The organism is Vibrio sp. DW001 (assembly GCF_029016285.1).
Classification (GTDB): Bacteria; Pseudomonadota; Gammaproteobacteria; order Enterobacterales; family Vibrionaceae; genus Vibrio.
Genome location: NZ_CP091975.1, coordinates 2,381,737 through 2,407,379, shown reverse-complemented (window position 1 = coordinate 2,407,379; position 25,643 = coordinate 2,381,737). Strand labels below are relative to the sequence as shown.

The 25,643-nt window shown below is 42.3% G+C and carries 27 protein-coding genes; 20 read left to right on the top strand and 7 right to left on the bottom strand.

Features of this window, described 5'->3' with window-relative positions; translation table 11 throughout:
• The first annotated feature begins 114 nt into the window (after positions 1-114).
• Positions 115-693, top strand: coding sequence for a thymidine kinase (locus tag L3V77_RS10875; protein ID WP_275134176.1), 579 nt, complete (start codon positions 115-117; stop codon positions 691-693).
• Positions 694-783: 90 nt separating this feature from the next.
• Here the strand turns inward: L3V77_RS10875 and L3V77_RS10870 are convergent, their stop codons facing one another.
• From L3V77_RS10870 to cmoA, 5 genes are all read right to left on the bottom strand, one after another.
• Complete coding sequence (locus L3V77_RS10870) at positions 784-1,743, bottom strand: alpha-L-glutamate ligase-like protein (protein ID WP_275134175.1); 960 nt, start codon at positions 1,741-1,743, stop codon at positions 784-786.
• A gap of 4 nt (positions 1,744-1,747) precedes the next feature.
• Positions 1,748-3,256 carry an inactive transglutaminase family protein gene (locus L3V77_RS10865; RefSeq protein WP_275134174.1) on the bottom strand — a complete coding sequence of 503 codons (1,509 nt, stop codon included), beginning with the start codon at positions 3,254-3,256 and terminating at the stop codon, positions 1,748-1,750.
• A gap of 8 nt (positions 3,257-3,264) precedes the next feature.
• Entirely contained in the window at positions 3,265-4,032 is a 768-nt protein-coding gene (locus L3V77_RS10860) for an ATP-dependent zinc protease (protein WP_275134173.1), read from the bottom strand.
• A gap of 138 nt (positions 4,033-4,170) precedes the next feature.
• A complete protein-coding gene (gene cmoB / locus L3V77_RS10855) occupies positions 4,171-5,145 on the bottom strand; it encodes a tRNA 5-methoxyuridine(34)/uridine 5-oxyacetic acid(34) synthase CmoB (RefSeq protein ID WP_275134172.1) in 975 nt (324 codons plus the stop codon).
• Between the two features lie 95 nt (positions 5,146-5,240).
• On the bottom strand, positions 5,241-5,969 hold the full coding sequence (cmoA, locus tag L3V77_RS10850; protein ID WP_275134171.1) for a carboxy-S-adenosyl-L-methionine synthase CmoA: 729 nt from the start codon (positions 5,967-5,969) through the stop codon (positions 5,241-5,243).
• Positions 5,970-6,238: 269 nt separating this feature from the next.
• Here cmoA and aspS point away from each other — a divergent pair, with 269 nt between their 5' ends.
• From aspS to cydX, 8 genes are all read left to right on the top strand, one after another.
• The gene (gene aspS / locus L3V77_RS10845; protein WP_275134170.1) at positions 6,239-8,014 is read left to right on the top strand and encodes an aspartate--tRNA ligase; all 1,776 of its coding nucleotides are present in this window, start codon (positions 6,239-6,241) and stop codon (positions 8,012-8,014) included.
• A gap of 166 nt (positions 8,015-8,180) precedes the next feature.
• The gene (locus L3V77_RS10840) at positions 8,181-8,867 is read left to right on the top strand and encodes a hypothetical protein (protein WP_275134169.1); all 687 of its coding nucleotides are present in this window, start codon (positions 8,181-8,183) and stop codon (positions 8,865-8,867) included.
• A gap of 63 nt (positions 8,868-8,930) precedes the next feature.
• Positions 8,931-9,449, top strand: a complete 519-nt coding sequence (gene ruvC, locus L3V77_RS10835) for a crossover junction endodeoxyribonuclease RuvC (RefSeq protein ID WP_275134168.1) — start codon at positions 8,931-8,933, stop codon at positions 9,447-9,449.
• Between the two features lie 94 nt (positions 9,450-9,543).
• Positions 9,544-10,164, top strand: coding sequence for a Holliday junction branch migration protein RuvA (ruvA, locus tag L3V77_RS10830; RefSeq protein WP_275134167.1), 621 nt, complete (start codon positions 9,544-9,546; stop codon positions 10,162-10,164).
• Positions 10,165-10,246: 82 nt separating this feature from the next.
• On the top strand, positions 10,247-11,257 hold the full coding sequence (ruvB, locus tag L3V77_RS10825) for a Holliday junction branch migration DNA helicase RuvB (RefSeq protein ID WP_195703708.1): 1,011 nt from the start codon (positions 10,247-10,249) through the stop codon (positions 11,255-11,257).
• A gap of 466 nt (positions 11,258-11,723) precedes the next feature.
• Positions 11,724-13,310, top strand: a complete 1,587-nt coding sequence (locus L3V77_RS10820) for a cytochrome ubiquinol oxidase subunit I (protein ID WP_275134166.1) — start codon at positions 11,724-11,726, stop codon at positions 13,308-13,310.
• Between the two features lie 13 nt (positions 13,311-13,323).
• Entirely contained in the window at positions 13,324-14,460 is a 1,137-nt protein-coding gene (gene cydB / locus L3V77_RS10815) for a cytochrome d ubiquinol oxidase subunit II (RefSeq protein ID WP_275134165.1), read from the top strand.
• Between the two features lie 12 nt (positions 14,461-14,472).
• Positions 14,473-14,580, top strand: coding sequence for a cytochrome bd-I oxidase subunit CydX (gene cydX, locus L3V77_RS10810; protein ID WP_000270284.1), 108 nt, complete (start codon positions 14,473-14,475; stop codon positions 14,578-14,580).
• 178 nt (positions 14,581-14,758) lie between these two features.
• Here cydX and L3V77_RS10805 read toward each other — a convergent pair whose 3' ends face one another.
• Positions 14,759-15,694 (bottom strand): chemotaxis protein CheV, encoded by a 936-nt coding sequence (locus L3V77_RS10805; protein WP_275134164.1) that lies wholly within the window; start codon positions 15,692-15,694, stop codon positions 14,759-14,761.
• 400 nt (positions 15,695-16,094) lie between these two features.
• Here L3V77_RS10805 and ybgE point away from each other — a divergent pair, with 400 nt between their 5' ends.
• The 9 genes from ybgE to nadA all read left to right on the top strand — a co-directional run bounded on the left by ybgE (position 16,095) and on the right by nadA (position 23,115).
• Entirely contained in the window at positions 16,095-16,400 is a 306-nt protein-coding gene (ybgE, locus tag L3V77_RS10800) for a cyd operon protein YbgE (protein WP_275134163.1), read from the top strand.
• Between the two features lie 141 nt (positions 16,401-16,541).
• On the top strand, positions 16,542-16,964 hold the full coding sequence (ybgC, locus tag L3V77_RS10795; protein ID WP_195703703.1) for a tol-pal system-associated acyl-CoA thioesterase: 423 nt from the start codon (positions 16,542-16,544) through the stop codon (positions 16,962-16,964).
• Positions 16,954-17,637, top strand: coding sequence for a protein TolQ (tolQ, locus tag L3V77_RS10790; protein ID WP_275134162.1), 684 nt, complete (start codon positions 16,954-16,956; stop codon positions 17,635-17,637). Before ybgC ends, tolQ begins: the two co-directional genes overlap by 11 nt.
• Before the next feature lie 2 nt (positions 17,638-17,639).
• Positions 17,640-18,083 (top strand): ExbD/TolR family protein, encoded by a 444-nt coding sequence (locus tag L3V77_RS10785; RefSeq protein ID WP_275134161.1) that lies wholly within the window; start codon positions 17,640-17,642, stop codon positions 18,081-18,083.
• A 12-nt stretch (positions 18,084-18,095) separates the two neighbouring features.
• Positions 18,096-19,151: a cell envelope integrity protein TolA gene (gene tolA, locus L3V77_RS10780; RefSeq protein ID WP_275134160.1), complete on the top strand. Its 1,056-nt coding sequence runs from the start codon at positions 18,096-18,098 to the stop codon at positions 19,149-19,151.
• Positions 19,152-19,170: 19 nt separating this feature from the next.
• On the top strand, positions 19,171-20,523 hold the full coding sequence (gene tolB, locus L3V77_RS10775) for a Tol-Pal system beta propeller repeat protein TolB (RefSeq protein ID WP_275134159.1): 1,353 nt from the start codon (positions 19,171-19,173) through the stop codon (positions 20,521-20,523).
• Between the two features lie 34 nt (positions 20,524-20,557).
• Positions 20,558-21,079 (top strand): peptidoglycan-associated lipoprotein Pal, encoded by a 522-nt coding sequence (gene pal / locus L3V77_RS10770; RefSeq protein ID WP_195703698.1) that lies wholly within the window; start codon positions 20,558-20,560, stop codon positions 21,077-21,079.
• A 15-nt stretch (positions 21,080-21,094) separates the two neighbouring features.
• Entirely contained in the window at positions 21,095-21,862 is a 768-nt protein-coding gene (ybgF, locus tag L3V77_RS10765) for a tol-pal system protein YbgF (protein ID WP_275134158.1), read from the top strand.
• A 206-nt stretch (positions 21,863-22,068) separates the two neighbouring features.
• Complete coding sequence (gene nadA / locus L3V77_RS10760; protein WP_275134157.1) at positions 22,069-23,115, top strand: quinolinate synthase NadA; 1,047 nt, start codon at positions 22,069-22,071, stop codon at positions 23,113-23,115.
• Between the two features lie 159 nt (positions 23,116-23,274).
• Here nadA and L3V77_RS10755 read toward each other — a convergent pair whose 3' ends face one another.
• Entirely contained in the window at positions 23,275-23,844 is a 570-nt protein-coding gene (locus L3V77_RS10755; protein WP_275134156.1) for a UPF0149 family protein, read from the bottom strand.
• 320 nt (positions 23,845-24,164) lie between these two features.
• Here L3V77_RS10755 and L3V77_RS10750 point away from each other — a divergent pair, with 320 nt between their 5' ends.
• Positions 24,165-24,614, top strand: coding sequence for an L-alanine exporter AlaE (locus L3V77_RS10750; protein WP_275134155.1), 450 nt, complete (start codon positions 24,165-24,167; stop codon positions 24,612-24,614).
• A 203-nt stretch (positions 24,615-24,817) separates the two neighbouring features.
• The gene (locus L3V77_RS10745) at positions 24,818-25,585 is read left to right on the top strand and encodes a DeoR/GlpR family transcriptional regulator (protein WP_275134154.1); all 768 of its coding nucleotides are present in this window, start codon (positions 24,818-24,820) and stop codon (positions 25,583-25,585) included.
• Positions 25,586-25,643 lie beyond the last annotated feature (58 nt).

Below are 25,643 nucleotides of genomic sequence, written 5' to 3'. Positions count from 1 at the left end.
GTTTAACCATTAATATAGGCGGTTACTCATAACGTGTTTTTTCGGTTCATGCGTTAACAGAGTAACAGCCGATATTCAGTTTGATGAACCGAGAATTAGAACCGAGAATCAATAATGGCTCAGATGTATTTTTATTACTCGTCAATGAATGCGGGTAAGTCGACAACACTTCTTCAATCTTCGTTCAACTATCAAGAACGCGGTATGAATCCGGTGATTTTCACTGCGGCTTTTGACGACCGATATGGTGTAGGTAAGGTAAGTTCTAGGATTGGATTACAGTCAGATGCTCACCTATTTCGTCAAGATACGGATCTGTATGCAGAAATTGAGAAACTGAACAACGAGCAAAAGCTGCACTGTATCTTGGTAGATGAATGTCAGTTCCTTTCAAAAGAACAGGTTTATCAATTAACAGAGGTGGTCGATAAGCTAAATATTCCTGCACTTTGTTATGGATTGCGTACAGATTTTCAAGGTGAGTTATTTGAAGGAAGCAGATATCTACTTTCATGGGCTGACAAGTTGGTTGAATTAAAAACTATCTGTCACTGTGGTCGTAAAGCGAATATGGTTATTCGTACTGATGCAAGCGGAGAACCAATTGCGGAAGGTAATCAAGTGGCTATTGGCGGCAATGACTTATATGTCTCTATGTGTCGACTTCATTACAAAGAAGCATTAGGAAAATAACGGCATATGAGTTCATGCTGAAGCGAGTATTCATTACGTCAGCATGAACCCGTTATATATTTTTATTAAGCGATATCTTGTACTAACTAATCAATTCACTCCAAATTGCTTGGCCGCGTAGAGCACTCTTTCTAATGGCTTGGGATATTCAGCGGGCATTCCTAAGCTTTCAATATGTTGAAGCCGAGGTATCAAACCAGCTCCATTGGCAATTTGAATAGCTAAACCAGGTCGAGCGTTTAGTTCAAGTACCATAGGGCCTTCTTCTTTGTCTAATACCATATCCGTACCCATGTACCCAAGCCCAGTCATCTCCCATGCACTCGATGCTAAAACGAGTAGCTTTTCCCAGTGAGGAACCTGTAACGTAAGAAGTTCCTTTCCGGTGTCGGGGTGAAGTGTCACGGGTTGATCGTATTGCACTGCACGAACCGCTTTCCCGGTGGCAATATCCACACCGACACCAACCGCACCTTGGTGGAGGTTAGCCTTACCATCAGACGCACTTGTCGATAGACGCATCATTGCCATTACTGGATACCCCTTAAATACGATAATGCGAACGTCGGGTACCCCTTCATAACTAAAGCCTTCAAAGCAGTCATCAAACTTGATCAAATTCTCGACTACTGCCACGTCGTTTTTTCCACCTAAAGAAAAAAGACCCGCTAAGGTATTGCTTATGTGTCTTTCAACATCTTGTTTGTTACACGTTGCACCGGAAGGCTTAGTATAGACGCCGTCTTTGTGTGAGACGACGACGAGTATGCCTTTACCACCACTGCCTTGGGCTGGCTTGATAACGAATCCCGGCCAGTCTTTAACCATGGCATGGACTTTTTTAACCGCGGCTTGTTGTCTAATGACCCCAATCAGTGCTGGTGTAGTGGCACCGGCTTGCTCGGCGATAATTTTTGTTTTCAGTTTGTCATCAACCAATGGATATTTAGAACGGTCGTTATATCTACCGATATAACTGTGGTTCCTTGTATTCATTCCCATGATGCCTTTATCTTTTAGCTTAAAAGGGGAAGTGAAGCTTCCTAACATAGGCTTAATCCTCCGCTAATGGCTTAAAGCGACGCAATTCCGTTAGGCGGTAACCAGTGTAATTACCTAACGCCAAGATAGCCGCGAGAATAAGCAGCTGTACACCAATGAAATTAAAGGTCATGTGTTGGATGTAACCATTGGTCATAGCTAAGTAAACGATAACCGATGTAAGCAAGGAGCCTCCACCTTGTAAGAATACCTCTTTCGCCCCTTCTTCTTCCCATAGAATCGACATGCGCTCAATCGTCCATGAAAGAATGATCATAGGGAAGAAGGTAATGCTTAACCCTTCGGTTAAACCGATGCGGAAAGCAACCACCGTGAATACTGAAATGATCAATATGACGGTAATGATTACCGCGGATATTCGAGCGACCAAGAGTAAATTGAGTTTGGACAAATAACTGCGGATGATCAAACCGGTTCCTACGATCAGCAAAAACCCGACAATACCTGTTATAAGTTGTGTCTGAACAAATGCGACAGCAATCAGAACAGGCATAAAGGTGCCGGATGTCTTAAGGCCGATGATGACTCTTAAAAAAACCACGATTAAAGCGCCAATCGGAATCAGCATTATGGTTTTGAACATGGATTGCTCTTCCAATGGAAGACTATGGATAGAGAAGTTTAATAGATTGTCAGCACTTACTTTGCTCTCAGTTGCTGCTTTAGGTGAGATGTCTTGTGCAATCATAGAGAAGTGTACTTGACTGTTTTTTCCGCCAACGACATCAAGTAAAGATACGTTAGATTCGTCCCAGATGAGCGCATCTTCTGCTTTGCCCTGCATGCCAGACTCTGGGTCAAACAGCATCCAGTCCTTACCATCCCACACCTGTACCATCTTATTGATGTTCTGACGACGACGACCATCTTCTAAATAGACGACGCCCACGGTCTTATTGTGAACCCCTGCAAATGACAAAAGCTTCGAAATGATTTGAGCTTTGCTTGACTGGTCGAGCAATAGGGCGGCACTTTGACTATCACTGTCGTTAAGTCTTTTGATAAGTTCACGTGTAAAAGTGACATCATCAGCACTACGCTGTGATGCCTGCTCTATGATCGATTTAACCGCGGCTTCTTGCGGACCATCGAAAGTAGGCTTTAAGATAGGTTCATCTGAAGGTGGAAACGGTTCAACCTTCGCTTGGTCATCGACAAGAAATTGCGTCTTGTAGTAAATAGTTTGCGACCCATCTGCTTGACGTATCGACCATTCAGCGCGTCTACCCGTATCAGAATGAATGTAGGCAATTCCGTAGCCCGGAGATGAGGCTGACTCATCGATTAACGTATAACCAGATTGTGTATTTGGTGCAGCAAGAGAAACCTTGGCAGGTTCGCCCATACCGCTGAACTCAATTCGAGCTTCAATGTCCCATACTTGGCGCTGTTCACCTGGTGTCCACGGTACCCCATAGTTGTCATGGCGCATAACATTTAGCCAAATGCCACCGATAACAAGCAACCCAATAAGGAAATAAAAAGGAATTCTTGACGTCATAATTGTCCCTAATTTTTATGTATTTTTCTTGGTTTTGAGAGAAGAAATGTTTTACTAACATCAACTAAAGCAATATCTTGAATAAACTCTCTTCCTAGTAAAACAGGGTGGCTCATTTGTGAGCGATTCGCCAGTGTAAATTCAGATTTTTCGTTAATTGTGCCTATTTTTACCCATAATTCGATCACGGCACGTTTTTCTACTGCTTCTGAGTTCGGTTGCCTAATATTGGCATACCTAACAATAGGGGCCTCAATTTGGTTTTTTCCTTCAATATCATTATTCCGTTCACTGAGATTGAATCTAACCCATCTTTTTCCTTCACGCTCGAACTCTTTGATGTTGATAGCATTGAGAGAAGAGGTTGTTGATCCAGTGTCGATTCGCGCACTGTAGCGTTGCTCAATTTTTTCTAGCTGAATGTTTTCAATCGCACCAAGAACAACCAAATTGTTAGAAGGAGAGGTTGAGCCAATTTTCAATTGAGTGTCATTTGCACGTTCGTTTGACGGTGCCTTTTGAGTGCTTTTACGCTTCGTTTCCGTATGCTGTAGAGCATTAACCTTGCTTTGTAGTCCGATGACTTCTGTTTCTAGACTGGCAATGTAATCAGACTGGTTACTGAGACCCAATTTTAAGGTTTCAATTTCATTGGCAATGTTTGATTCCGATTGTTTAATTGCGTCTAGAGTAAGTTGGTTCTGCTTTTCGCTGCTTGTTGATGCGCATCCTGCGAGCAAGCTCATTGCGATGAGAGAAAAAGCAATTTTTAGCATTTTTTACCTTAATTTCAGTAGGATAATTTAATTATACGCCGCGGATTTTAGCCCACAACAAAGGGCGCGAGAAGCACCCTTATGTCAGTATTTGGTTAGCATTTACGATAAGCTAAAAGTAATAGGTAATCGTTGTAATTAAGAAGGGTTTCTCGCGACTAAAATCGCTCGTCTAGGGGCGGGATAGCCTTCAACGGTTTTGGTTGGATCTTGTGGGTCTAAATAATCAGGCAAAGAATTGTGCTTCATCCAGTCTGTTGCTCTTTGCTCGTCTGTCGTAGTGATATTTTCGTCCACAATTCGTACGTCTTCGAATCCACACTTTTCTAGCCATTTCTTTAATGCTTTTGCCGAGGGGAAGAAATATACGTTACGCATTTGAGCGTATCGGTCTGTTGGCACCAGAACCGCATTCTCATCGCCATCAATAACCAAGGTTTCAAGAACGAGTTCTCCACCCGCAACGAGTTGGTTTTTTAACTGAAGTATATGGTCAAGGGGGGAGCGACGATGATAAAGAACGCCCATACTAAATACAGTATCAAAGGCCTTTAGTTCAGGCAGTTGTTCGATACCTAGGGGAAGTAGATGAACTCTTTGGTCATTACCCATCAGTTTACGTATGGCTTCAAATTGAACGAGAAACAAGTGCGAAGGGTCGACACCTACACATAAACGCGCCCCCTCTCCAAGCATACGCCACATGTGATAGCCATTCCCACATCCCACATCTAATACAGAGCGATGCTCAAGTGGGGAAATATGCGGAAGAACCCGATCCCATTTCCAATCTGAACGCCATTCAGTGTCAATATGTATGTCGTGAGTCGTATAAGGTCCCTTGCGCCATGGATGAAAGGTTCGCAATAGGTTGTCGAGTTTTTTCTTTTCACCATCGGATATAGGTTGGTTATTAGAAAGAGAAACGGATGTCTTTAGGTCGATATTATCTGGTGAACCTTCCGGGAGCTTTTTAAGTGCTTTAAGCCAGCGTTCAAAATCGCCATGCTCAGCATTTTGCCAGTCCGTTAACTGTTGAGGAAGAATCGTTAGCCAAGGCTGCAATGCGGTATCTTGAGCAATGAGTTTGTAGAAGTTAGCAAAATTGAACATGGTTTGAATGATCTTTTATGTAGTGAAATGTGTAATTAGACCGAAAATATCGGGTTCTCTTATTCTATGATGAACCGCTTTATGACGGACAGTCTTTATTTTATTGCAAACATCGATCCGAAATTAAAGCATTGAAACCAGACCTCTACATTCGTAAAGCCGATTTTTTGTAGTCTCTCTTTGTGCTTTGGAATTGAGTCAGGGATCAGAACATTTTCAATAGCACTGCGTTTTTGACTGACTTCTAATTCGCTGTAGCCATTAGCGCGTTTAAAATCGTGGTGTAAATCTATCAATAGACTATTTGAGTTTTGGTCTTCAAAAACGTACTTTTCTGACAGGATTAATATGCCTCCCGGACGTAGTCCAGCATATATATTCTCGAGCAAGCTCTGACGGTCATCAGGAGACAGAAACTGCAAAGTAAAATTTAGCACCACCATACTGGCGTTCTCTATCGTGATATCTCGAATATCAGCCTCAAGTACTTCTACAGGCGTGTCAGAGCGGTAGGCGTTGACATGTAATTTGCAACGCTCAACCATCGCCTTCGAGTTGTCAACAGAGATAATTTTGCAGCCTTCTTGATCTATATTCCTTCTGATAGATAAAGTAGAAGCACCAAGTGAACACCCTAGGTCATAGATGACAGTATTTGGTTTGACGAAGCGTTCTGCCAGCATGCCAATAGCAGACACAATATTACTGTACCCAGGGACTGATCTTTGGATCATATCTGGGAAGACTTCTACTACATTTTCATCAAAGCTAAAGTTACCGATGTTATCGATAGGAGATGAGAAAATATTATCTTTATTGTTCATGTCTGCCTGCTAGTAAACATACAAAATTGGGTGGCGTATTTTAAGAGAAAAAACCGATGGTGTCACCATTCATTATATGACTATAGGTGAGTTAAAACGTCTAAAATTGCTGTTTTTATCATCTGTTGGTTCTAAGTAGGGGTGAAATACGAGAAAAAGTTCTTTCAAAGGTCGATTTTCAAGCGCTTTGCAGGTATAAATGTGGGTTTGAGTTGACAGTATAATCTGTCAAAAAGTTAATAACTAATTAAGAGTTTGGGAATTTCATTATGCGTACCCAGTATTGCGGTCAACTGAACAAGTCCCTTGTGGGACAAACTGTAGAACTTTGCGGATGGGTTAACCGTCGCCGTGATTTAGGCGGTCTTATCTTTGTTGATATGCGAGATCGTGAAGGTATTGTTCAGGTAGTAGTCGACCCAGATATGAAAGACGTATTTGAAGTCGCGAACCTACTAAGAAATGAATTTTGTATCAAATTCACTGGTGAAGTTCGTGCTCGTCCGGAAAGCCAAATCAATAAAGATATGGCTACGGGTGAAGTAGAAGTCCTTGCTACAGGGTTAGAAATAATTAACCGTTCTGAAGCGTTGCCACTGGATTCTAAGCAGAATAATTCAGAAGAACAGCGTCTGAAGTATCGATACCTTGATCTACGCCGCACAGAAATGAGTGATAACATTAAGCTGCGTGCGAGAGCATCTAGCTTTGTTCGTCGCTTTTTAGACAGCAATGATTTTCTAGACATCGAAACCCCGGTATTGACAAAGGCAACCCCAGAAGGTGCACGTGATTACCTGGTTCCAAGCCGTGTTCATAAAGGCAGCTTTTACGCGCTTCCTCAATCACCACAGTTATTTAAACAGCTTTTGATGATGTCTGGCTTTGATCGCTATTATCAAATCGTTAAATGTTTCCGAGATGAAGATTTACGTGCTGACCGTCAACCTGAATTTACTCAAATAGATATTGAAACGTCCTTCATGACCGCTGAACAAGTGCGTGAAGTGACCGAAAAAATGATCCGTGAGATGTGGCTTGAACTGCTTGACGTTGATCTTGGTGCGTTTCCAGTCATGAGCTTCGAAGAAGCGATTCGTCGCTTTGGTTCAGATAAGCCCGACCTCCGTAACCCGTTAGAATTAGTTGATGTTGCCGATCTCGTTAAAGATGTAGAGTTCAAAGTATTCTCTGGTCCTGCAAATGACGAGAAAGGTCGTGTGGCCGTATTATGTGTCCCCGGTGGTGCAAAACTGAGTCGCAAACAAATTGACGAATACGGTAAATTTGTTGGTATCTATGGTGCGAAAGGTCTTGCATGGATGAAAGTGAATGATAAAGCCGCTGGACTCGAAGGTATTCAGTCTCCAGTTGCTAAGTTCCTTTCTGAAGAGGTCATTAACGGTATTCTGGAGCGAACAGGTGCTGAATCTGGCGACATTATTCTCTTTGGTGCAGATAAAGCGAATGTTGTTTCTGAAGCATTGGGTGCGCTTCGTTTGAAAGTTGGTAATGATTTGGAGCTGTCCCATACGGCGGCTTGGACGCCATTATGGGTAATTGATTTCCCAATGTTTGAAGAGGACGGTGAAGGTAACTTACATGCTATGCATCACCCGTTTACTTCACCATTAGGAGTTACTGCGCAAGAGCTTAAAGAAAATCCTGCGGCTGCGAATTCGAATGCTTATGACATGGTTATTAATGGCTATGAAGTTGGTGGTGGTTCTGTTCGTATTCACAGTGCTGAAATGCAAGCAACCGTATTTGAAATATTAGGCATTGAAGATAAAGAACAGCAGCTTAAATTTGGCTTTTTGCTAGAAGCGCTCAAGTACGGTACACCTCCACATGCAGGTTTGGCATTTGGTCTCGATCGATTGGCAATGCTTTTATGTGGTACAGAAAATATCCGCGACGTCATTGCCTTCCCTAAGACAACGGCAGCAGCGTGTTTGCTAACAGACGCACCAAGTTTGGCTAACCCTGCATCGCTTGAAGAGCTAGCAATTGTAGTGAAAAAAGCGAAAGAAAAAGAAGCCTAAACGTTTCGGCTAGGCTAATCTATTGAAAAGCTAGGGATCTCCCTAGCTTTTTTGATCTAAACCAACAGAAAACCCTTTAACTTCTTTTGTTTTATTAAATGCCTGAATAGAATGTAACTTATCCAGAATTCAAACCAATCCAATCATTTAAATAAAGGGTAAGTGAATGCGTTTTATAATGACCGTGCTTCTTATATTTACGCTCACAGCATGCGCCGGAAAAGACAATCGCCCCTTCGATATAAAAAACCTCGCTAAATCTGATATTGACCTTGTTACCGATATTCATATCGAACAAATACGAAAACTCACTCGACGACTCATTATTAAGCTTTATAAAAGAAACCCGAGGGAGTTGAAAAAGAACTCAGGAATGACAATAGATGCGCGTCTTTCTCAATTAATGACGGTAGATCGACCTAAAGACGGTTTCCAAGAGTTGGGGAATATGGATGGTGTAGAGGCGCTTCCGCTCGCTTTCTCAAAAGAGTTCGAAGGGGATCGTGTCTTTGCTTTGATGGCAGGTATCACCGGAATGTTAAGTGCCTCTTACAATAACCAACTAGAGTTCTACATTCTGGACGAAATAAGTCAGCAAAAACTGTATAACAGCGCTCGAAACCTCGAAACAATAACGTGGCAGCTTAATAATCGTCGCTACGACAGTGGTGAGTTACTGCTACTTACCAACGGTATCGATGCGAATGGTGTACCGAATTACAGCTATGAGCGGGTTTTGGGCCAGATGATCCTCGTACAGGATATGATGGCCATATTGGTTTCAGATAGCACCAATCGAACCATCAATAAGGTGGTGCAGAGCGTTGCATCTATGACCTTCATACCAATATAGATGCTGGCCTTTGTTAGTTAAAATCGGTTAGCATCTCTGAAAAATAAACTATTTGGGTAATAAATGATAATTCTTGGCATTGATCCAGGTTCGAGGATAACTGGCTATGGTGTGATACGACAAGAAGGTCGACACCTCTCTTATTTAGGCAGTGGTTGTATCCGAATGTCAGATTCTGATTTAGCAGGCAAATTGAAGCAAATATACGCAGGGGTAACAGAGCTAATTATTCAGTTTCAACCTGACGAGTTTGCGATTGAACAAGTCTTTATGTCAAAAAATGCGGATTCTGCGCTGAAACTTGGACAAGCCAGAGGTAGCGCCATTGTCGCTGCTGCAAACACGGACTTACCTGTTTTTGAGTATTCTGCGCGTTCAATTAAACAGGCCGTTGTTGGTACCGGTGCTGCCGATAAAGCACAGGTTCAACATATGGTAAAAAGCATTTTGAAGTTACCGGCGAAACCTCAAGCTGATGCGGCGGATGCGCTGGGTGTTGCCATCTGTCACGCTAATACCAATAAAACGTTGATGGCATTAGCAGGTAAAGCAACTGGCGCAAAGAAAGGGCGTTATAGATAGTTGTGATTAAAGCCGCCCTCAAATGTGGCACTGGTTATTCATCCAGTAATATATTATCATCCTGACATACTACCTGTTTCAAAGGATATTCTCTGTGATTGGACGCCTTCGTGGAATTTTGATTGAAAAACAACCACCTGAATTGCTCATCGAAGTGAGTGGTATTGGTTATGAAGTACAGATGCCAATGAGTTGTTTTTATGAGCTCCCTGAAATTGGTGCAGAAGCGACCGTGTATACCCATTTCGTTGTTCGAGAAGATGCCCAATTACTGTATGGCTTCAACACAGTAAAAGAACGTGCACTTTTTAGAGAAGTTATCAAAGCGAATGGAGTGGGACCGAAACTAGGGCTGGCAATATTGTCGGGTATGACGGCAGCTCAGTTTGTCTCTTGTGTCGAACGCGAAGATATTTCAACGCTTGTTAAGCTACCGGGTGTGGGTAAAAAAACCGCCGAACGATTAGTTGTTGAGATGAAAGATCGACTTAAAGGGTGGGGAGCCGGCGATTTGTTTACGCCTGCCACCGATGCGGCGCCGAGTGATAACCAACTAACTTCTAATGGTAAACAAAGTGCAAAAGATGAAGCGGTCAGTGCGTTGATTGCTCTTGGCTACAAACCGCAACAAGCGTCAAAGGTGATTTCTCAAGTCGCTAAACCAGACATGACAAGCGAATCTATTATTCGTGAAGCCTTGAAATCTATGGTGTGATTGAGATACCTAAACTGAATACTCAATATAGTGTTCGCCTATTTTTCGGCAACCACAGTAAAATGAATAAGAGAAAAAATCGATGATCGAAGCAGATCGCTTAATAGCACCGGATAATCCGGTATTTAAAGATGAAGAAGTCATTGACCGTGCTATACGGCCGAAGAAACTTGCCGATTATAGAGGGCAAGATCACGTGCGCAACCAGATGGAAATCTTCATTAAAGCGGCTCAGCAGCGAAATGAACCACTGGATCATCTGTTGATTTTCGGCCCACCAGGTTTAGGCAAAACGACATTAGCCAACATCGTTGCTAACGAAATGGAAGTAAACATTCGTACGACCTCCGGCCCCGTGTTGGAAAAGGCGGGCGACCTAGCTGCGCTATTAACCAATTTGGAAGAAAACGATGTTCTTTTCATCGATGAAATTCATCGACTGAGTCCAATGGTCGAGGAAATACTTTATCCTGCAATGGAGGATTATCAATTAGACATCATGATAGGTGAAGGGCCAGCGGCTCGTTCTATCAAGATAGATCTTCCCCCTTTTACTCTGATTGGTGCGACGACTCGTGCAGGGTCACTGACGTCCCCTTTACGTGACCGATTTGGAATCGTACAGAGGTTAGAGTACTACAACGTTCCTGACTTACAGTTTATCGTTCAGCGTAGTGCAAGCTGCCTTAACCTTTCAATGGAAGAGGACGGGGCGTTAGAGGTTGCTCGACGAGCACGTGGTACACCTCGTATTGCTAACAGGTTGCTGCGACGGGTAAGAGATTATGCGGAAGTTAAAGGTAATGGCCATATCTGTTCTGATATAGCGGACAAAGCATTAGATATGCTTGATGTTGACCATAAAGGTTTTGATTACATGGATAGAAAGCTCCTTCTTGCCATTATGGAGAAGTTTTCTGGTGGTCCAGTAGGTTTAGACAACTTAGCCGCCGCGATAGGTGAAGAAAAAGAAACCATCGAAGATGTTCTGGAACCTTTTCTTATTCAACAAGGGTATTTACAAAGAACCCCAAGAGGTCGGATTGCTACTGAGAGAGCGTATTTGCATTTCGGTCTCGAAACAAGTAATTAACAATTAACACAATAAGATGGCCGTTTAAAACTCGAGCATATTAAGCGGCTATTCTTTTCATTTCTCTACTCATAAAGTGGTATTGGTCACATAAATTTAAATCTATTATCCTGTCCTCTTATTCCCAATCGTTATATAAAACCTTTTGTAGTATTTCGTTAGAGTATTTAAATGGTCACTTAAACTGATCTAAGTCAATTAAAAGGACGTATATTAATATTCACGAGATCTATTTGATTCAAATCAAAGCTAAAGCTTTTCAAAAATATTTTGTATCGAAACCAATAAACCGTTAATATTAGCCCCAGCTATATTAGAGCTTACTTAACAATTATCTAACCTAAAATGCACAAGCTATTAACAACTGAGTTCGTTTTATAATCGGACAGTGTTAATTAATATAAAAAGTGCTTATGCATGATGCAAAAAGTACCAGTGTCACTCAGCCGACACAAAAGGAGCTAACATGATTGACATAGTTGATCTATCGCGGTTGCAATTTGCCTTCACAGCGATGTATCACTTCCTCTTCGTTCCATTGACTTTAGGTATGGCTTTCTTGCTCGCCATAATGGAGTCTCTCTATGTAATGACCGATAAACAAATCTATAAGGACATGACAAAGTTCTGGGGTAAGTTATTCGGTATAAACTTCGCTCTTGGTGTGGCTACTGGCCTTACCATGGAATTTCAATTCGGTACTAACTGGTCCTACTACTCACACTATGTAGGCGATATATTTGGTGCTCCACTCGCCATCGAAGCCCTCGTCGCATTTTTCTTAGAATCCACGTTTGTGGGGCTATTTTTCTTTGGTTGGGAACGGTTATCTAAGCGCCAGCATTTGGCAGTAACTTGGTTAGTGGCTCTCGGTTCAAATTTTTCTGCGCTCTGGATTTTAGTTGCCAACGGTTGGATGCAAAACCCAGTCGGGTCGGAATTCAACTTTGAATCGATGCGAATGGAAATGGTGAGCTTTGCGGAGCTTGTCTTAAACCCCGTTGCACAGGTTAAATTTGTCCATACGGTAGCATCAGGTTATACGACCGGTGCAATGTTTGTTCTGGGTATTAGCTCTTACTACTTGCTGAAAGGGCGAGACGTTGCTTTCGCTCGTCGTTCATTCGCTATTGCAGCATCATTCGGTATGGCAGCTATCCTGTCCGTTATCATATTGGGTGATGAATCTGGTTACGAGTTAGGGGATGTTCAAAGAGTGAAGCTCGCTGCAATTGAAGCGGAATGGCACACAGAAGAAGCACCCGCCGCATTCACGTTATTTGGTTTCCCAAATCAAGAGACACAGCATACGGATTACGCGATTAAGATCCCTTACCTCATGGGTATTATTGCCACACGTTCTCTTGACACCGAAGTAACGGGTATTTCTGACCTCAAAATTGAGCACGAAGAGCGTATTCGCAGCGGCATATTAGCGTATGACCTTCTCCAAAAACTGCGTTCAGGTGATAAGTCTCAAGAAAATCTGGATGCCTTTGATGAGCTAAAGCATGACCTTGGTTATGGTCTGCTGCTTAAGCGATACACCGATGATGTTGTAGACGCAACAGAAGAACAAATTAAAGCCGCAGCAGATGATTCAATTCCTACGGTTTGGCCTCTGTTCTGGTCATTCCGAGTAATGGTTGCTGTCGGCTTTATTATGCTATTTGTATTCGGTGCCGCGTTTGTACAAACGTGTCGTCAGAAAATAGAACAGAAATCATGGGTTCTCAAAGCCGCTCTATTCAGCATTCCATTACCGTGGCTTGCAATAGAAATGGGTTGGTTTGTTGCAGAATATGGTCGTCAACCGTGGGCCGTGGGTGAAATATTACCTGTCGATGTTGCGGTATCTGCCTTAACCGAAGGTCAGTTATGGGCATCGCTACTTGCGATAATGGCTCTCTATACAGTATTCCTGATAGTTGAAGTCTATCTTATGGTGACATTTGCACGTAAAGGGCCTAGCAGCTTGAAGACAGGCCGCTACCACTTTGAACAAAGCGGTGATTCTGTACAAGACAAAGTTAACCGCCAAGTAGAAGCGTAAGGGAGATTAAATAATGTTTGATTATGAAGCATTGCGATTTATTTGGTGGCTACTAGTAGGTGTTCTACTAATTGGTTTCGCCATTGCCGACGGGTTTGATTTAGGTGTCTGTGCCCTTGTGCCTGTTATCGGTAAAACGGACAACGAACGCCGAGTGATGATTAACTCGATTGCGCCTCACTGGGACGGTAACCAAGTCTGGTTAGTTTCTGCTGGTGGTGCTCTATTTGCTGCATGGCCAACCGTATATGCTGTGTCATTTTCTGGTTTTTACTTTGCCATGATCTTGACGCTAGCAGGGCTATGGTTACGACCAATTGGTCTAGATTATCGTTCTAAGATTGAGTCACCTAAATGGCGAAATAACTGGGACATTGCTATCAGTATTAGTGGGTTTGTTCCTTCTCTTATTTTTGGTGTGGCATTCGGGAACCTATTACAAGGCATACCATTTACGTTAAGCGATTTTATGATGCCGACGTATCATGGATCATTCTTTGGATTACTTAATCCATTTGCACTGCTCTGTGGTTTAATCAGCCTTACCATGTTCTTAGTGATGGGGACAACGTGGTTGCAAATGAAAACCACTGCCGCCGTGAGAGATCGTGCTCGCGCTGTTTCTCAAGCTGGTGCATTAACTATTACCGTCCTTTTTGTCGCCGCTGGTTTTTGGATTCAATCCATAGATGGCTATGCGTTGAAGAGTGAAGTGGATACGTTTGCTGCATCAAACCCATTGAACAAAGAAGTGGTTCGTGAAGCAGGAGCTTGGATGGCGAACTACGCCAGTTATCCGCTAATGTGGATTGCACCTATACTCGGTACGGTGATGCCACTTGTGGTTATCCTCGCAACGCGCATTAACAGTGGTGGGCTCGCATTCTTAGCTTCTAGTTTGACCTCTGCAGGTATTATCTTAACGGCTGGGTTCAGCATGTTCCCGTTTGTTATGCCTTCGAGCTTAAACCCAAGCCAAAGCCTTACAATGTGGGATTCGACATCGAGTGAGCTGACACTACAAATAATGACCGTCGTCGCGGCTATCTTCATACCGATTATTTTGAGTTATACCGCTTGGTCTTACTACAAAATGTATGGTCGTATTGATGACAAGTTCATCGAAGAAAACAAGAATTCACTTTACTAAGGAGCCGTTGATATGTGGTATTTTGCATGGATTTTAGGTGTTCTACTTGCCTGTGCTTTTGGCATAATTAATGCGCTTTGGTTAGAGCATTCAGAAATGATGGACAAAGATAGTGAATAAATTGGCTATTCAAATAGCCAATTTGCACTGTCCTATAGATAAGGCCCTTTTAAAGGGCTAAAAATAGAAATGCCATCCAATAAAAAAGCCTTGTTTACAAGGCTTTTTTATTGGAGTAAATATCATGAAGGGCAGTCAAACATGCCTCTTTTTCGCTTTATCCAGAATGGGATAATAACTATCCATTAGGGAATATTAGTTCATCAAGCAAGGGAATCAATTTGTGAATTTCAGGCTTAGTGAGTGTTTCAGTAGCGCCGACTTCGAGTGCCTTTAATTTGTTTTCTTTCGTCATAGTAGACGAAAAAATCAACACTGGTGGGTGATTGGGCTGGCTAGTTATCGTTCTGCATAAGAATAAACCATCTACTTTAGGCATTTCTACATCTGAAACAATAGCACTGATGCTCTGTTTATTAGCTTCATAATAATTGAGTGCTTGTTCGCCATCTGTAGCGGTTTCAACCATATACCCTGACTCAGAAACAACCGTTTTTAATTGTTCCAGTATGAACTTAGAGTCGTCTGCAATTAGGATTGTATGTTGTGCTCTTCGTCTTTTCTTCTCAGGTGATAAGTCAACATTATTATCTGTGTTTATATTGTATTGGCTCATATTAATATCTGAGTTCATTTCAGCAATGATCAGTTCGAAATCTAGAATGAAGACTAATCTGTCTTCTATGTTAACGGATGCAACAATACAATTATCTTCTCCTGCCAAAGAGATCTCACCTGCAGCCTCTAAATCAGACCATGAAACTCGATGAATACGATTAATTGAATCAATTAAAAAACCGTTTGTTACCCCATTAAAATCGGTAACGATGACATACTGGTCAGAAGAGGGTTGTTTTTCGGATATTCCTAACCATTTAGCTAAATGTATTAAGGGGGTCACCTTTTCTCTCGACTTAAAAACACCAACGATGTGCTTGTCGCCCTTGGGATAGTCGGTCATTTCTGGATATCGAATAATTTCCCGAACTTTAGCGACATTAATTCCATAACTATTTACTTTCGTTCCGCCATCAGGTAATTCTCTGATTAATCGAAATTCAGCTATTTCAAGTTCATTTGTTCCGGATTCCATTAAAATATTGGAGTTTGACATATCTACTAAACCTATTTTTAGCTTGTGTAACATTATACAAAGGAACCAACACACGTTCCTAGTATCACGAGCATCAATTAATTATTTGGTCAGTATGACCTTTCCTTATGATTAGTACCACTAGCTCGATGAAATTACTCGTGAGTTATGAGGGATTAATCACTTGAACTTTGAATTAAAGTCTTCTTTCTCAATAGGTTACTAGGACAAAAATACAGTTATTGAAGCCAATACCCTCGGAATGTTTAGAAAAGGAATCTTCAGAAGTGACAAATTACCCTCTAATAACTCATGGTCAATATATGAGCGTGAAATTCAATAAGTACTTTAAAAACATGAAATTAAAGAAAAATAAATGGTAGAATAATGGGAAGATATTTAGGCGTGGTCAATTTGTGGCATGAATAAAATTAATGTTTTTTTAAATCAAATGCATGAGCCTATAAATAAAACCCCTTTTAGGGCATTGTCTTTCCTATTGGCAATCGGTCACGCTGGGCTGTTAATGTGGGACCCCAATCAATACAGCAGTGCTATTGGGGGCTTTAACGCAGTAATCGGGCCGCTGTTTCTTTGGGCTATCTGCTCAGGCGTAATATTTGGTGTAGGTTTTACCCCTATTCATATTGTGTGGAAAGTATTTTTTTCGCCCTATATTTCTTTCACTATCCTCATTTATCTAACAATCGCCTATCTATTCGTTTGATTTTTATCCAAAATGATGCTGTTCTTTCTGGACAGCGTCACTTTTTCGTCAATTTTTTGAAAAAAAGACAACTCCTCAATACTATTGCCATAACGATAGGGTATAGTTAGTAATTAATTTAATTATTATTAGCAATAGGTTGTGCAAAACGTGACAACTTCTCCATTCAAATGGCCCGTTACTATCTATTACGAAGATACTGACGCAGGTGGTGTTGTATACCATTCTAACTACCTGAAGTATTTCGAAAGAGCAAGAACGGAACTACTTCGACATATTGGGGTCTCTCAACAGGTGCTATTAGTAGAAAATATAGGCTTCGTTGTTCGACATATTGATATCGACTTTTTGCAGGGTGCAAGGTTAGATGACCAACTGACGGTTGTCACCACGGTGTCTGAATTGAAGAAAGCGTCAATAGTGTTTTGTCAGGAAATCGTCAATCTTGAAGGCCGCACATTGTGTAAAGCCCTAGTTAAGGTAGCATGCGTGAACATTCAAAAAATGAAACCTCAAGCTATCCCAAGCTCATTAATTGCGGAGTTGAATCAGAGTGAACGCTGAAATTTCAATCTTAGATCTATTTTTACAGGCAAGTTTACTCGTTAAGTTTGTCATGTTGATATTACTTGGTATGTCGGTTGTTTCGTGGGCGATGATTATTCAACGCAGTAAAGTGTTGAGAACCGCATCAAAAGACGCCACTGAATTTGAAGACAAATTTTGGTCTACCCAAGACTTATCGAAGTTATATCAGGAAGTAAAAGAAAACAAAGACGACCTGTCTGGTAGCCGAGAGATTTTTTATTCTGGTTTTACCGAATTTGCTCGTTTAAGAAGAACCTACGGTTCATCAAGTGAATCTGTGATGGACGGGACAGGCCGCGCAATGCGCGTTACCGTTTCACGAGAGGTAGAATCGCTTGAAACAAGCCTGCCGTTTTTGGCGACAGTTGGTTCTATCAGCCCGTATATTGGCCTATTTGGTACGGTGTGGGGCATTATGCATGCATTTATCGCGTTAGGGCAGGTTAAGCAAGCGACGCTGGCCATGGTTGCCCCTGGTATTGCTGAAGCTTTAGTCGCGACAGCGATGGGTTTATTCGCGGCTATCCCTGCCGTAATGGCTTACAATAGTTTAAGCCATCGCGTGAGTAAATTAGAGCACTCTTACGCTACGTTTTCTGAAGAGTTCCATAGTATTCTCCATCGCCAAGCGATGAGTGATAAGGATTAATCATGGCAGGTTATCAACCTAAAAAAAGGAAGCTAACCGCTGAAATCAATGTCGTGCCATACATTGACGTAATGTTGGTGCTTTTGATTATTTTTATGGTGACTTCTCCTTTTATTACTCAAGGAGTGGATGTAGAACTGCCACAAGCCTCTACGGCAAAACCGGCTTCTGATATTGCTGGCGATTCTGACGCAAGCTTTATCATTGTAGAGATAGATGCTGAGGGCAACCTAGGACTGAGCGTGAATAATGAAGACGTACAGCGGGGCCTTTCTTTACAAGATGTCATTGTGCGAGTAAAGGCAGAATTATCGATATCACCCACGTCACCAGTGGCAGTAGGTGGTGATGCAGCAACACCCTATGCTGAAATTGTTTTAGTACTGGATGAGTTAAGTCAGGTAGGGGTTCCCAAAGTTGGGCTCTTGACCGATATCAAGGAATAGCGTTAGCTGTAGATGAAAAATAACAAGAACCTAACATCAGCAATCATTATCTCTATTACCCTGCACCTATTATTGGTGGCAGCTTTGCTTTGGGGGACAGATTTTAATATGTCTAAACCAAAGCCGACAGGGAATCTGATTCATGCTGTCGTTATCGATCCTGCGATGGTACAAAAGCAGGCCAAAGAGATAAGAGAGAAACGCAAATCTGCAGCGAACACAGAGCAAGAACGCCTGAATAAGCTTCGCAAGCAGAGTGAACAGTTAGAGAAAAACCGTAAAGTTGAAGAAGCGAGAATTCGTAAACTCAAAGAAGATAAAGCGAAAGCCGATAAAGCGACCCGCACAGCAGAGAAAAATAGAAAAGTCGCCCAAGAAAAGGTTCGAGTAGAAGAAGAAAAAATTCGGGAACAAAAACGCTTAACGGCAAAGGCCGAAGCAGAGCGCGTTAAGAAACAAGAGCAGGTCAAAAAAGCAGAAAAAGAACGCGCAGCGAAAGAGACGGCTATAGCTGCTGCGGAAGTTGAGCGGTTAAGCCAAGAAAAAGCCGCGAAGGAAGCCCAAGAAAACGCTCGGAAACAAATAGAACTTGCTGAAAAAGCGGAAAAACAGCGAGTGGCAAGCGAGAAAGCGGCAACAGAAGCAAAAGAGAAAGCCAAGAAAGAACAGGAACGACTAAAGCAATTGGAAAGAGAGCGTAAAGAGCAGGAAGCGGCTTTGGGTGACATATTTGCTGGCCTAGAAGAAGAGGCCGCTCAAAATAGCTCGGCAAAACAACAGTTTGTAGCGTCAGAAATAGACAAGTACGCGGCAAAATATACGCAACTTATTCAAAGTAAGCTGCTTGTGGAGGACTCCTACAGGGGAAAGTCTTGTAAAGTTAACTTAAAACTAATACCTGCAGGTAATAGTGCTATTTTGAGTAGTGTAAAGGTGCTCAGCGGTGATGCGCGTTTATGTGCGGCATCGAAAAGCGCAGTGGCACAAGTAGGCTCGTTTCCGTTGCCAGCAGATAAAGATGTGGCAAGTAAACTTCGTGATATTAACTTAACCGTTGCTCCAGAGTAGTCAGAAAAAGGGAAGTGTTTTGATTAAAAAACTTATCACCGGATTATTAATATTAAGTGCAAGTTTGAGCCCTATGGCCAATGCCGCACTGGAATTAGTAATAACAGAAGGTATCGATTCGGCTAGACCTATTGGTATCGTACCTTTTAAGTGGGAAGGCACAACTAAGCTGCCACATGATGTATCAAAAGTGATCGCGTCGGATCTACAACGCAGTGGTAAATTTAGCCCCGTCCCTGTCAATAAAATGCCACAAACACCTTATGAAGACAGCGAAATCAAGTTTGAAGAGTGGACTAATTTGGGTGTCGATTCACTATTAACTGGCTCTATTACTCAGAATGCGGCTGGTGATTATGTAGTGAGGTATCAATTAGTCGATGTTATTCGAGGACAATTGACGAAAGGGCAAAGTAAAACACTCAGTGCCGATGGCGAACTGGTGCTTTCTAAAGATCATATATTATTTAATAAGCGAGCAACGGTACCTGGTGAACGCTTAAGAGAATATGCACACCGTATTTCAGACCTTGTTTACGAGCAGTTAACGGGTGAAAAAGGGGCGTTTGTCACGCGTATTGCTTATGTGGTTATCAACGAAAAAGACCAGTATCAGTATCAACTAAGAATTGCCGATTACGACGGCTTTAACGAACGTCTCGTATTGCGCTCTAAGCAACCGCTTATGTCACCATCTTGGTCACCAGATGGACGCCAACTTGTTTATGTTAGTTTCCAAAATAACCAAGCAGAAATATTTTTAATGGATATCTATACAGGCAAAAGGGAGAAACTAACGTCATTCCCTCGCCACAATGGAGCTCCAAAATTCTCCCCTGATGGAAAAACGTTATCGATTGTACTGTCAAAAACCGGCAGTCTTCAGGTCTATACGCTTGATCTTGCAACGCGCAAGTTACGCCAAATAACGCGGGGTAGATCAAATAATACGGAACCGTTCTGGTATCCTGACGGACAATCGTTAATATTTACATCGGATCGGGGTGGTAAACCTCAGATTTATCGAGTAAATTTGGTAAACGGCACGACTAACCGTTTAACTTGGCAAGGTAGCCAGAACTTGGGTGGGCAGATTACCCCTGATGGAAGATTCTTAATTATGGTGAATCGATCTAATTCAGGTTTTAATCTTGCAAAACAAGATCTGGAGACAGGAGCCGTTCAAGTGTTAACTAATACACTCTTGGACGAATCTCCGAGCATTGCCCCAAATGGTAGTATGGTCATTTATAGCTCTATTTATAGAAAGAAAAATGTACTCTCTATGGTTTCTATAGATGGTCGATTTAAAGCTAGGTTACCGGCAACAAATGGGCGTGTTAGAGCTCCCGCTTGGTCACCGTTTTTGTAGCAACGAAGTTTTGACAAACAAAGGAATATAAAAGATGCAACTTAATAAGGTTTTTAAAGGGCTCTTAATTGCGCTACCTATTCTAGCAGTAACAGCTTGTAGCTCAAGCGACGAAGCTGCTGATGCCGCTTCTCAACAAACGAACAACCAAGAGCAGACAACGACTGTTGCTACTCCGGTTGATCAAAATGCTCAACTTTCAGAGCAAGAAATGAAAGAGCAAGCTCTTCGCGAAAACAGCACAGTTTATTTTGCGTTTGATAACGCAACCGTTTCTGGTAATTACGAAGAAATGCTAGCAGCACACGCGGCATTCTTAAGCAAAGACCCTGCAATTAAAGTAACTGTAGAAGGTCACGCTGACGAACGTGGTACTCCGGAGTACAACATCGCTCTTGGTGAATACCGTGCAGAAGCCGTTTCAAAATATCTTCAAGCTCTAGGTGTTCAATCTGACCAAATCTCTATCATGAGCTACGGTGAGGAAAAACCTCTAGTTCTAGGTCAATCTGAAGATGCCTATGCGAAAAACCGTCGTGCGGTTATCGTATACTAATCGAGGATAGACCTCATGTTCAGTAACTTTAAGCGAGTTGTTTCGCTTGCGTTGCTGGCCAGTGCAGCGAGCCTTGTGTTCGCTGCACCAGCTCCAGTATCTGATGTAAGCAACGCATCTTCTTCCGTTAGCTCCATGCCTGAAACCGATGTTCAACGACTTGAACGTTTGTTGAATAATCGATCTCGAGTGCAACTGCAAATGCAGCAGCAAATCGATGATATGGCAGGGGAACTTAGCGAAATGAGAGGGATGGTCGAACGAAATAGCTACGATATGAAGCAGATGTTAGAACGTCAGCGAGAATTATTTATCGAGTTGGACCGTTTGAGAAATGACAAACAGCAACCTGTTGATAATGTAACCCCTGCAACTAGTGGCGGTACAGAAGCCAACGGTGGTGTGTATGCTGCCAATGTGAACGAAGAAGCCGCCTATAAAAAAGCCGTTTACCTCGTCCAAGTAGATAAAAATTACACAGGTGCACTCGCGGCATTTGCTAAGTTTCAAAAAGATTTCCCTAATTCGTCTTACGCAGCCAACTCGCATTACTGGGTTGGGCAATTGAATTACGCTCTAAAGAAAGATGTTGATGCAGCAAAAAGTTTTGCTTCTGTCGTCTCTTACGAAAAATCAAACAAGCGCGCTGATTCACTGGTTAAGCTTGGTGATATTGCAGCCCGCAACGGTAAACCCGCGGTAGCCAATAAATATTATCAACAAGCGATTGATGGGTATCCAGGTTCAGCCTCCGCTAAGATGGCCAAATCGAAACTTAAATAAAAAAATAGACCATTTGATGGTCTATTTTTTTAATTTCATTTAGACCTGTATTTCTTCATTGGTATTTCTGTTTACTCTATCGAGTATCTCTATACGACTAATCATTTAGTCGTAGTGGTAATAGCAATTGTTCAACAGTGGTAGAAAATGGGACCCCATCAGGTGTACAATGATCGGATTCACTGACGTTGCATAGAGCAAAAGCAATGAGCCACATATTAGATCTAATTGAAACCACCGTTTATCCATTTCCACCCAAACCAACGCTATTGACCGATGAGCAAAAGAAAACGCATCTTGAAAGTATAAAACGCCTGTTAAAACAAAAAGACGCGGTATTGATTGCCCATTATTATACTGATCCAGAGATTCAGGCTCTTGCGGAAGAAACCGGAGGGTTTGTTGGCGATTCATTAGAGATGGCAAAATTTGGTAATCGTCACTCGGCGAGCACGCTAATTATTGCTGGCGTTCGTTTTATGGGTGAGTCTGCGAAAATACTCACCCCAGAAAAAACTATCTTAATGCCAACCTTAGAAGCAGAATGCTCCCTAGATTTAGGTTGTCCGGCAGATAAATTCACAGAATTTTGCGATGCACACCCAGATCATACGGTTGTGGTTTACGCCAATACATCAGCAGCAGTTAAAGCGCGCGCAGATTGGGTTGTTACCTCAAGTATTGCATTAGAAATTGTTGAACATCTCGATGATGAAGACGCGAAAATCATCTGGGGACCTGATCGTCATTTAGGTTCTTATATTGCCAATAAAACAGGTGCAGAGATGCTTCTGTGGCAAGGCGAATGCGTTGTACATGACGAGTTTTCCGCTAAAGCGCTAAAGGAGATGAAAGCCGTTTATCCAGAAGCCGCTATTTTAGTGCATCCTGAATCTCCAGCATCGGTTGTTGAGTTGGCTGATGCAGTCGGTTCTACCAGTCAACTTATTAAGTCAGCAAAAGAACTACCGAATAAGCAGCTCATTGTTGCAACAGATAAAGGTATCTTCTTTAAAATGCAGCAGTTGGTTCCTGAGAAAGAGCTTATGGAAGCACCAACCGCCGGTGCAGGCGCGACATGTCGAAGCTGTGCTCATTGTCCTTGGATGGCCATGAATGGCTTAGCCTCGATAGAAAGTGCCTTAACAGGGTCGTCAGACAAGCATGAAATCTTTGTAGATGAGGAGATTCGTGTTAAGTCACTTATACCATTAAATCGTATGTTGGATTTTGCCGAGCAGTTACAAAGCTAGTTTAGGTACGAACACTGGTCATTAGGTATTGCTTTCGCAAAAACTATCGTCATCCCGATGAAAACTAATGTCATCCCCATGAAAATGGGGATCCAATATCACCAAGATTCCCGTTTGCACGGGAATGTCAGGAACAATGGTAATAATGCTTAGTCTCGGTTATTGCGACTCTGCGAGTTCCACACCGCGCTGAGTCAAGCCACACAACATGACCGGAATGGCATTGTAGATCTCTTCGAATTGTTCTAGCCCTTCAACGCCATGTTCTTTTAACGTCTCAATAGCGGTTTCTGGATCATAAAGCAGGCTTAAAGAAAGCAGTACACCCCCAAGCAGTGCATTGTCTTCGCTATGCTCAGGCATTAAGGTTTCCCAGTCATCTCTGGCGAGTTGCCAGCCTTGAAGTGCCCCCTCAGTAAACGCGCGCGCCTCCTCAGAAATAATCTCTTTTTCGTCAAGCGTATAACCCGTTGGCCATTGCCATGTGCCGTCGAGCAGAGCAGGGCGAGTTGTATTCCAAAGCGCGATCAGCAAATCAGCGTATTGCTCAAATTGGACCCCATCGGTAAAAGGCGCAACTTCTTCTCCGCCCCAAAGGAATGGGATCCACTCTGTTGGGTCAAGTACATTGGGCGTGGCGGCCATAGCCGTTATGAAGCCATAGGTTTGTGCTTCACCGAGTAGTTTGCCTTCAAGTTCTGGTTGTTGAAGTAATTCTTTTAGTGTCACGGTATCTTCTCAGAAAAATTTGATGAACTATACTAACACAGCTCCGAATCCCTCTTCATCATCCCTATCCGCGTGTGGTTATTCTTTGTACCTTATTTTCCTAACGGACTAAAAAAAGCGCGATCTATATCACGCTAGCGGATCATGCTAATTTTTTTTAAAAAAATAGTACAATATTCAAAACATAATTTTAAAAACAGTATATAAATTCAGTTAAGATCTGTTCTAATAGCACGATAAACTGGCTAGTAATCATTTAGCCAGTGTTAAGTTAATGTTATTTATTATTTTGGCAGTTTATTGTTTTGTAGGGGAAGAAAATGAAATCACGTGGTCCTTTTTGCCTTAGGAACGTAGCCGCAGACACCTTTGCTATGGTGGTGTTTTGTTTCATCTCAGGAATGATGATTGAAATTTTTGTGTCTGGAATGTCTTTTGAAACATCACTCGCTTCGCGTCTGGTGTCAATACCCGTGAATATCGCGATAGCGCTTCCGTATGGAATTTTTCGTGATTGGGTACTGAAGCAGGGGGCGAGGCTATCGTTGTCTTCTTTTATGAAAAATAGTTCTGATCTCATCGCGTTTGTTGCATTTCAATCTCCCGTCTATGTTGGCATTTTACTTTTCGTTGGGGCTTCCACTGACCAGATTATCACCGCAGTATCAACCAATGCCGTAATATCGTGTGGTATGGGGGTTCTTTACGGCTATTTTCTTGATATATGCCGTAAGTGGTTTCGTGTGCCAGGGTATGTGCCACAGGTTTAGGTTTTTCATTCCTACCATTTGTTGGATATTTCTACTGCGTTATCAGTTTTAAAGGTAGATCCACTACCTTTAAAGCCCGTGTTTCACATAAATTCCCGACAATTCGCTGTAAAATAGCCTCTAAAAATCAACGGGCCCTAGGGTTATGGGTCATTTTTACTTATACTAGCTGACGTTATATTCAAATAAGAAAAGGAACGGACGTGAAAGCAGAACAGCGGCACCAAGAGATTATTCGATTGGTTGAATCGAATGGAGAAGTCAACACAGACGAGCTTGTTGAACTGTTTAGTGTCAGCCCTCAAACGATTCGCAGAGATCTGAATGAGCTTGCGGAACTCAATAATCTTCGCCGGACCCACGGTGGCGCGACCAACCTTTCTAGCTCTGAAAACTCCAGCTACAGCAATCGTAAAGTCATGCATCCACGACAAAAAGAGCTGATAGCGGCAACAATGGCAAAGCACATCCCTAATGGTTCAACGTTATTTATTGATATCGGTACGACTCCAGAGGCCTTTGCAAGGGCTTTGACCGTAGGGCATAGCGATCTTCGTATTGTGACCAACAATATTAATGTGGCAATGATACTAATGGAACGTCCTGATTTTAAGGTGATTCTTGCCGGTGGTGAGGTGCGGAATATTGATGGTGGCGTAACAGGTGAAGCGACGTTAGACTTTATTTCACAGTTCAGACTTGATTTCGGTGTGCTTGGTATAAGTGGGATCGATAACGATGGTTCGTTGCTCGATTTTGACTATCACGAGGTACGAGTTAAGAAAGCCATAATAGAGAATAGTCGTCAAACTTTATTGGGTGTTGACCATTCCAAATTTGGACGCAATGCCATGGTAAAGCTTGGTAATTTGAGTGAGATAGATTTAGTGGTCACTGATCAATTACCACCAGAACCTTTGGCCTCCATCCTTGCTGAGAGTGAAACACAAATAGAGGTTGTTACCTTATAACGGTGCCTCGACTGGGTTCAACCCATCAAACAAATAAAAGGGCCACAATAGCGAACTA

What these genes read in the sequence shown, in the direction of transcription:
- L3V77_RS10875 (WP_275134176.1), top strand. Translation starts at nt 115, where the DNA reads ATGGCTCAGATGTATTTTTATTACTCGTCAATGAATGCGGGTAAGTCG.
- L3V77_RS10870 (WP_275134175.1), bottom strand. Translation starts at nt 1,743, where the DNA reads ATGTTAGGAAGCTTCACTTCCCCTTTTAAGCTAAAAGATAAAGGCATC.
- L3V77_RS10865 (WP_275134174.1), bottom strand. Translation starts at nt 3,256, where the DNA reads ATGACGTCAAGAATTCCTTTTTATTTCCTTATTGGGTTGCTTGTTATC.
- L3V77_RS10860 (WP_275134173.1), bottom strand. Translation starts at nt 4,032, where the DNA reads ATGCTAAAAATTGCTTTTTCTCTCATCGCAATGAGCTTGCTCGCAGGA.
- cmoB (WP_275134172.1), bottom strand. Translation starts at nt 5,145, where the DNA reads ATGTTCAATTTTGCTAACTTCTACAAACTCATTGCTCAAGATACCGCA.
- cmoA (WP_275134171.1), bottom strand. Translation starts at nt 5,969, where the DNA reads ATGAACAATAAAGATAATATTTTCTCATCTCCTATCGATAACATCGGT.
- aspS (WP_275134170.1), top strand. Translation starts at nt 6,239, where the DNA reads ATGCGTACCCAGTATTGCGGTCAACTGAACAAGTCCCTTGTGGGACAA.
- L3V77_RS10840 (WP_275134169.1), top strand. Translation starts at nt 8,181, where the DNA reads ATGCGTTTTATAATGACCGTGCTTCTTATATTTACGCTCACAGCATGC.
- ruvC (WP_275134168.1), top strand. Translation starts at nt 8,931, where the DNA reads ATGATAATTCTTGGCATTGATCCAGGTTCGAGGATAACTGGCTATGGT.
- ruvB (WP_195703708.1), top strand. Translation starts at nt 10,247, where the DNA reads ATGATCGAAGCAGATCGCTTAATAGCACCGGATAATCCGGTATTTAAA.
- L3V77_RS10820 (WP_275134166.1), top strand. Translation starts at nt 11,724, where the DNA reads ATGATTGACATAGTTGATCTATCGCGGTTGCAATTTGCCTTCACAGCG.
- cydB (WP_275134165.1), top strand. Translation starts at nt 13,324, where the DNA reads ATGTTTGATTATGAAGCATTGCGATTTATTTGGTGGCTACTAGTAGGT.
- cydX (WP_000270284.1), top strand. Translation starts at nt 14,473, where the DNA reads ATGTGGTATTTTGCATGGATTTTAGGTGTTCTACTTGCCTGTGCTTTT.
- L3V77_RS10805 (WP_275134164.1), bottom strand. Translation starts at nt 15,694, where the DNA reads ATGTCAAACTCCAATATTTTAATGGAATCCGGAACAAATGAACTTGAA.
- ybgE (WP_275134163.1), top strand. Translation starts at nt 16,095, where the DNA reads ATGAATAAAATTAATGTTTTTTTAAATCAAATGCATGAGCCTATAAAT.
- L3V77_RS10785 (WP_275134161.1), top strand. Translation starts at nt 17,640, where the DNA reads ATGGCAGGTTATCAACCTAAAAAAAGGAAGCTAACCGCTGAAATCAAT.
- tolA (WP_275134160.1), top strand. Translation starts at nt 18,096, where the DNA reads ATGAAAAATAACAAGAACCTAACATCAGCAATCATTATCTCTATTACC.
- pal (WP_195703698.1), top strand. Translation starts at nt 20,558, where the DNA reads ATGCAACTTAATAAGGTTTTTAAAGGGCTCTTAATTGCGCTACCTATT.
- ybgF (WP_275134158.1), top strand. Translation starts at nt 21,095, where the DNA reads ATGTTCAGTAACTTTAAGCGAGTTGTTTCGCTTGCGTTGCTGGCCAGT.
- nadA (WP_275134157.1), top strand. Translation starts at nt 22,069, where the DNA reads ATGAGCCACATATTAGATCTAATTGAAACCACCGTTTATCCATTTCCA.
- L3V77_RS10750 (WP_275134155.1), top strand. Translation starts at nt 24,165, where the DNA reads ATGAAATCACGTGGTCCTTTTTGCCTTAGGAACGTAGCCGCAGACACC.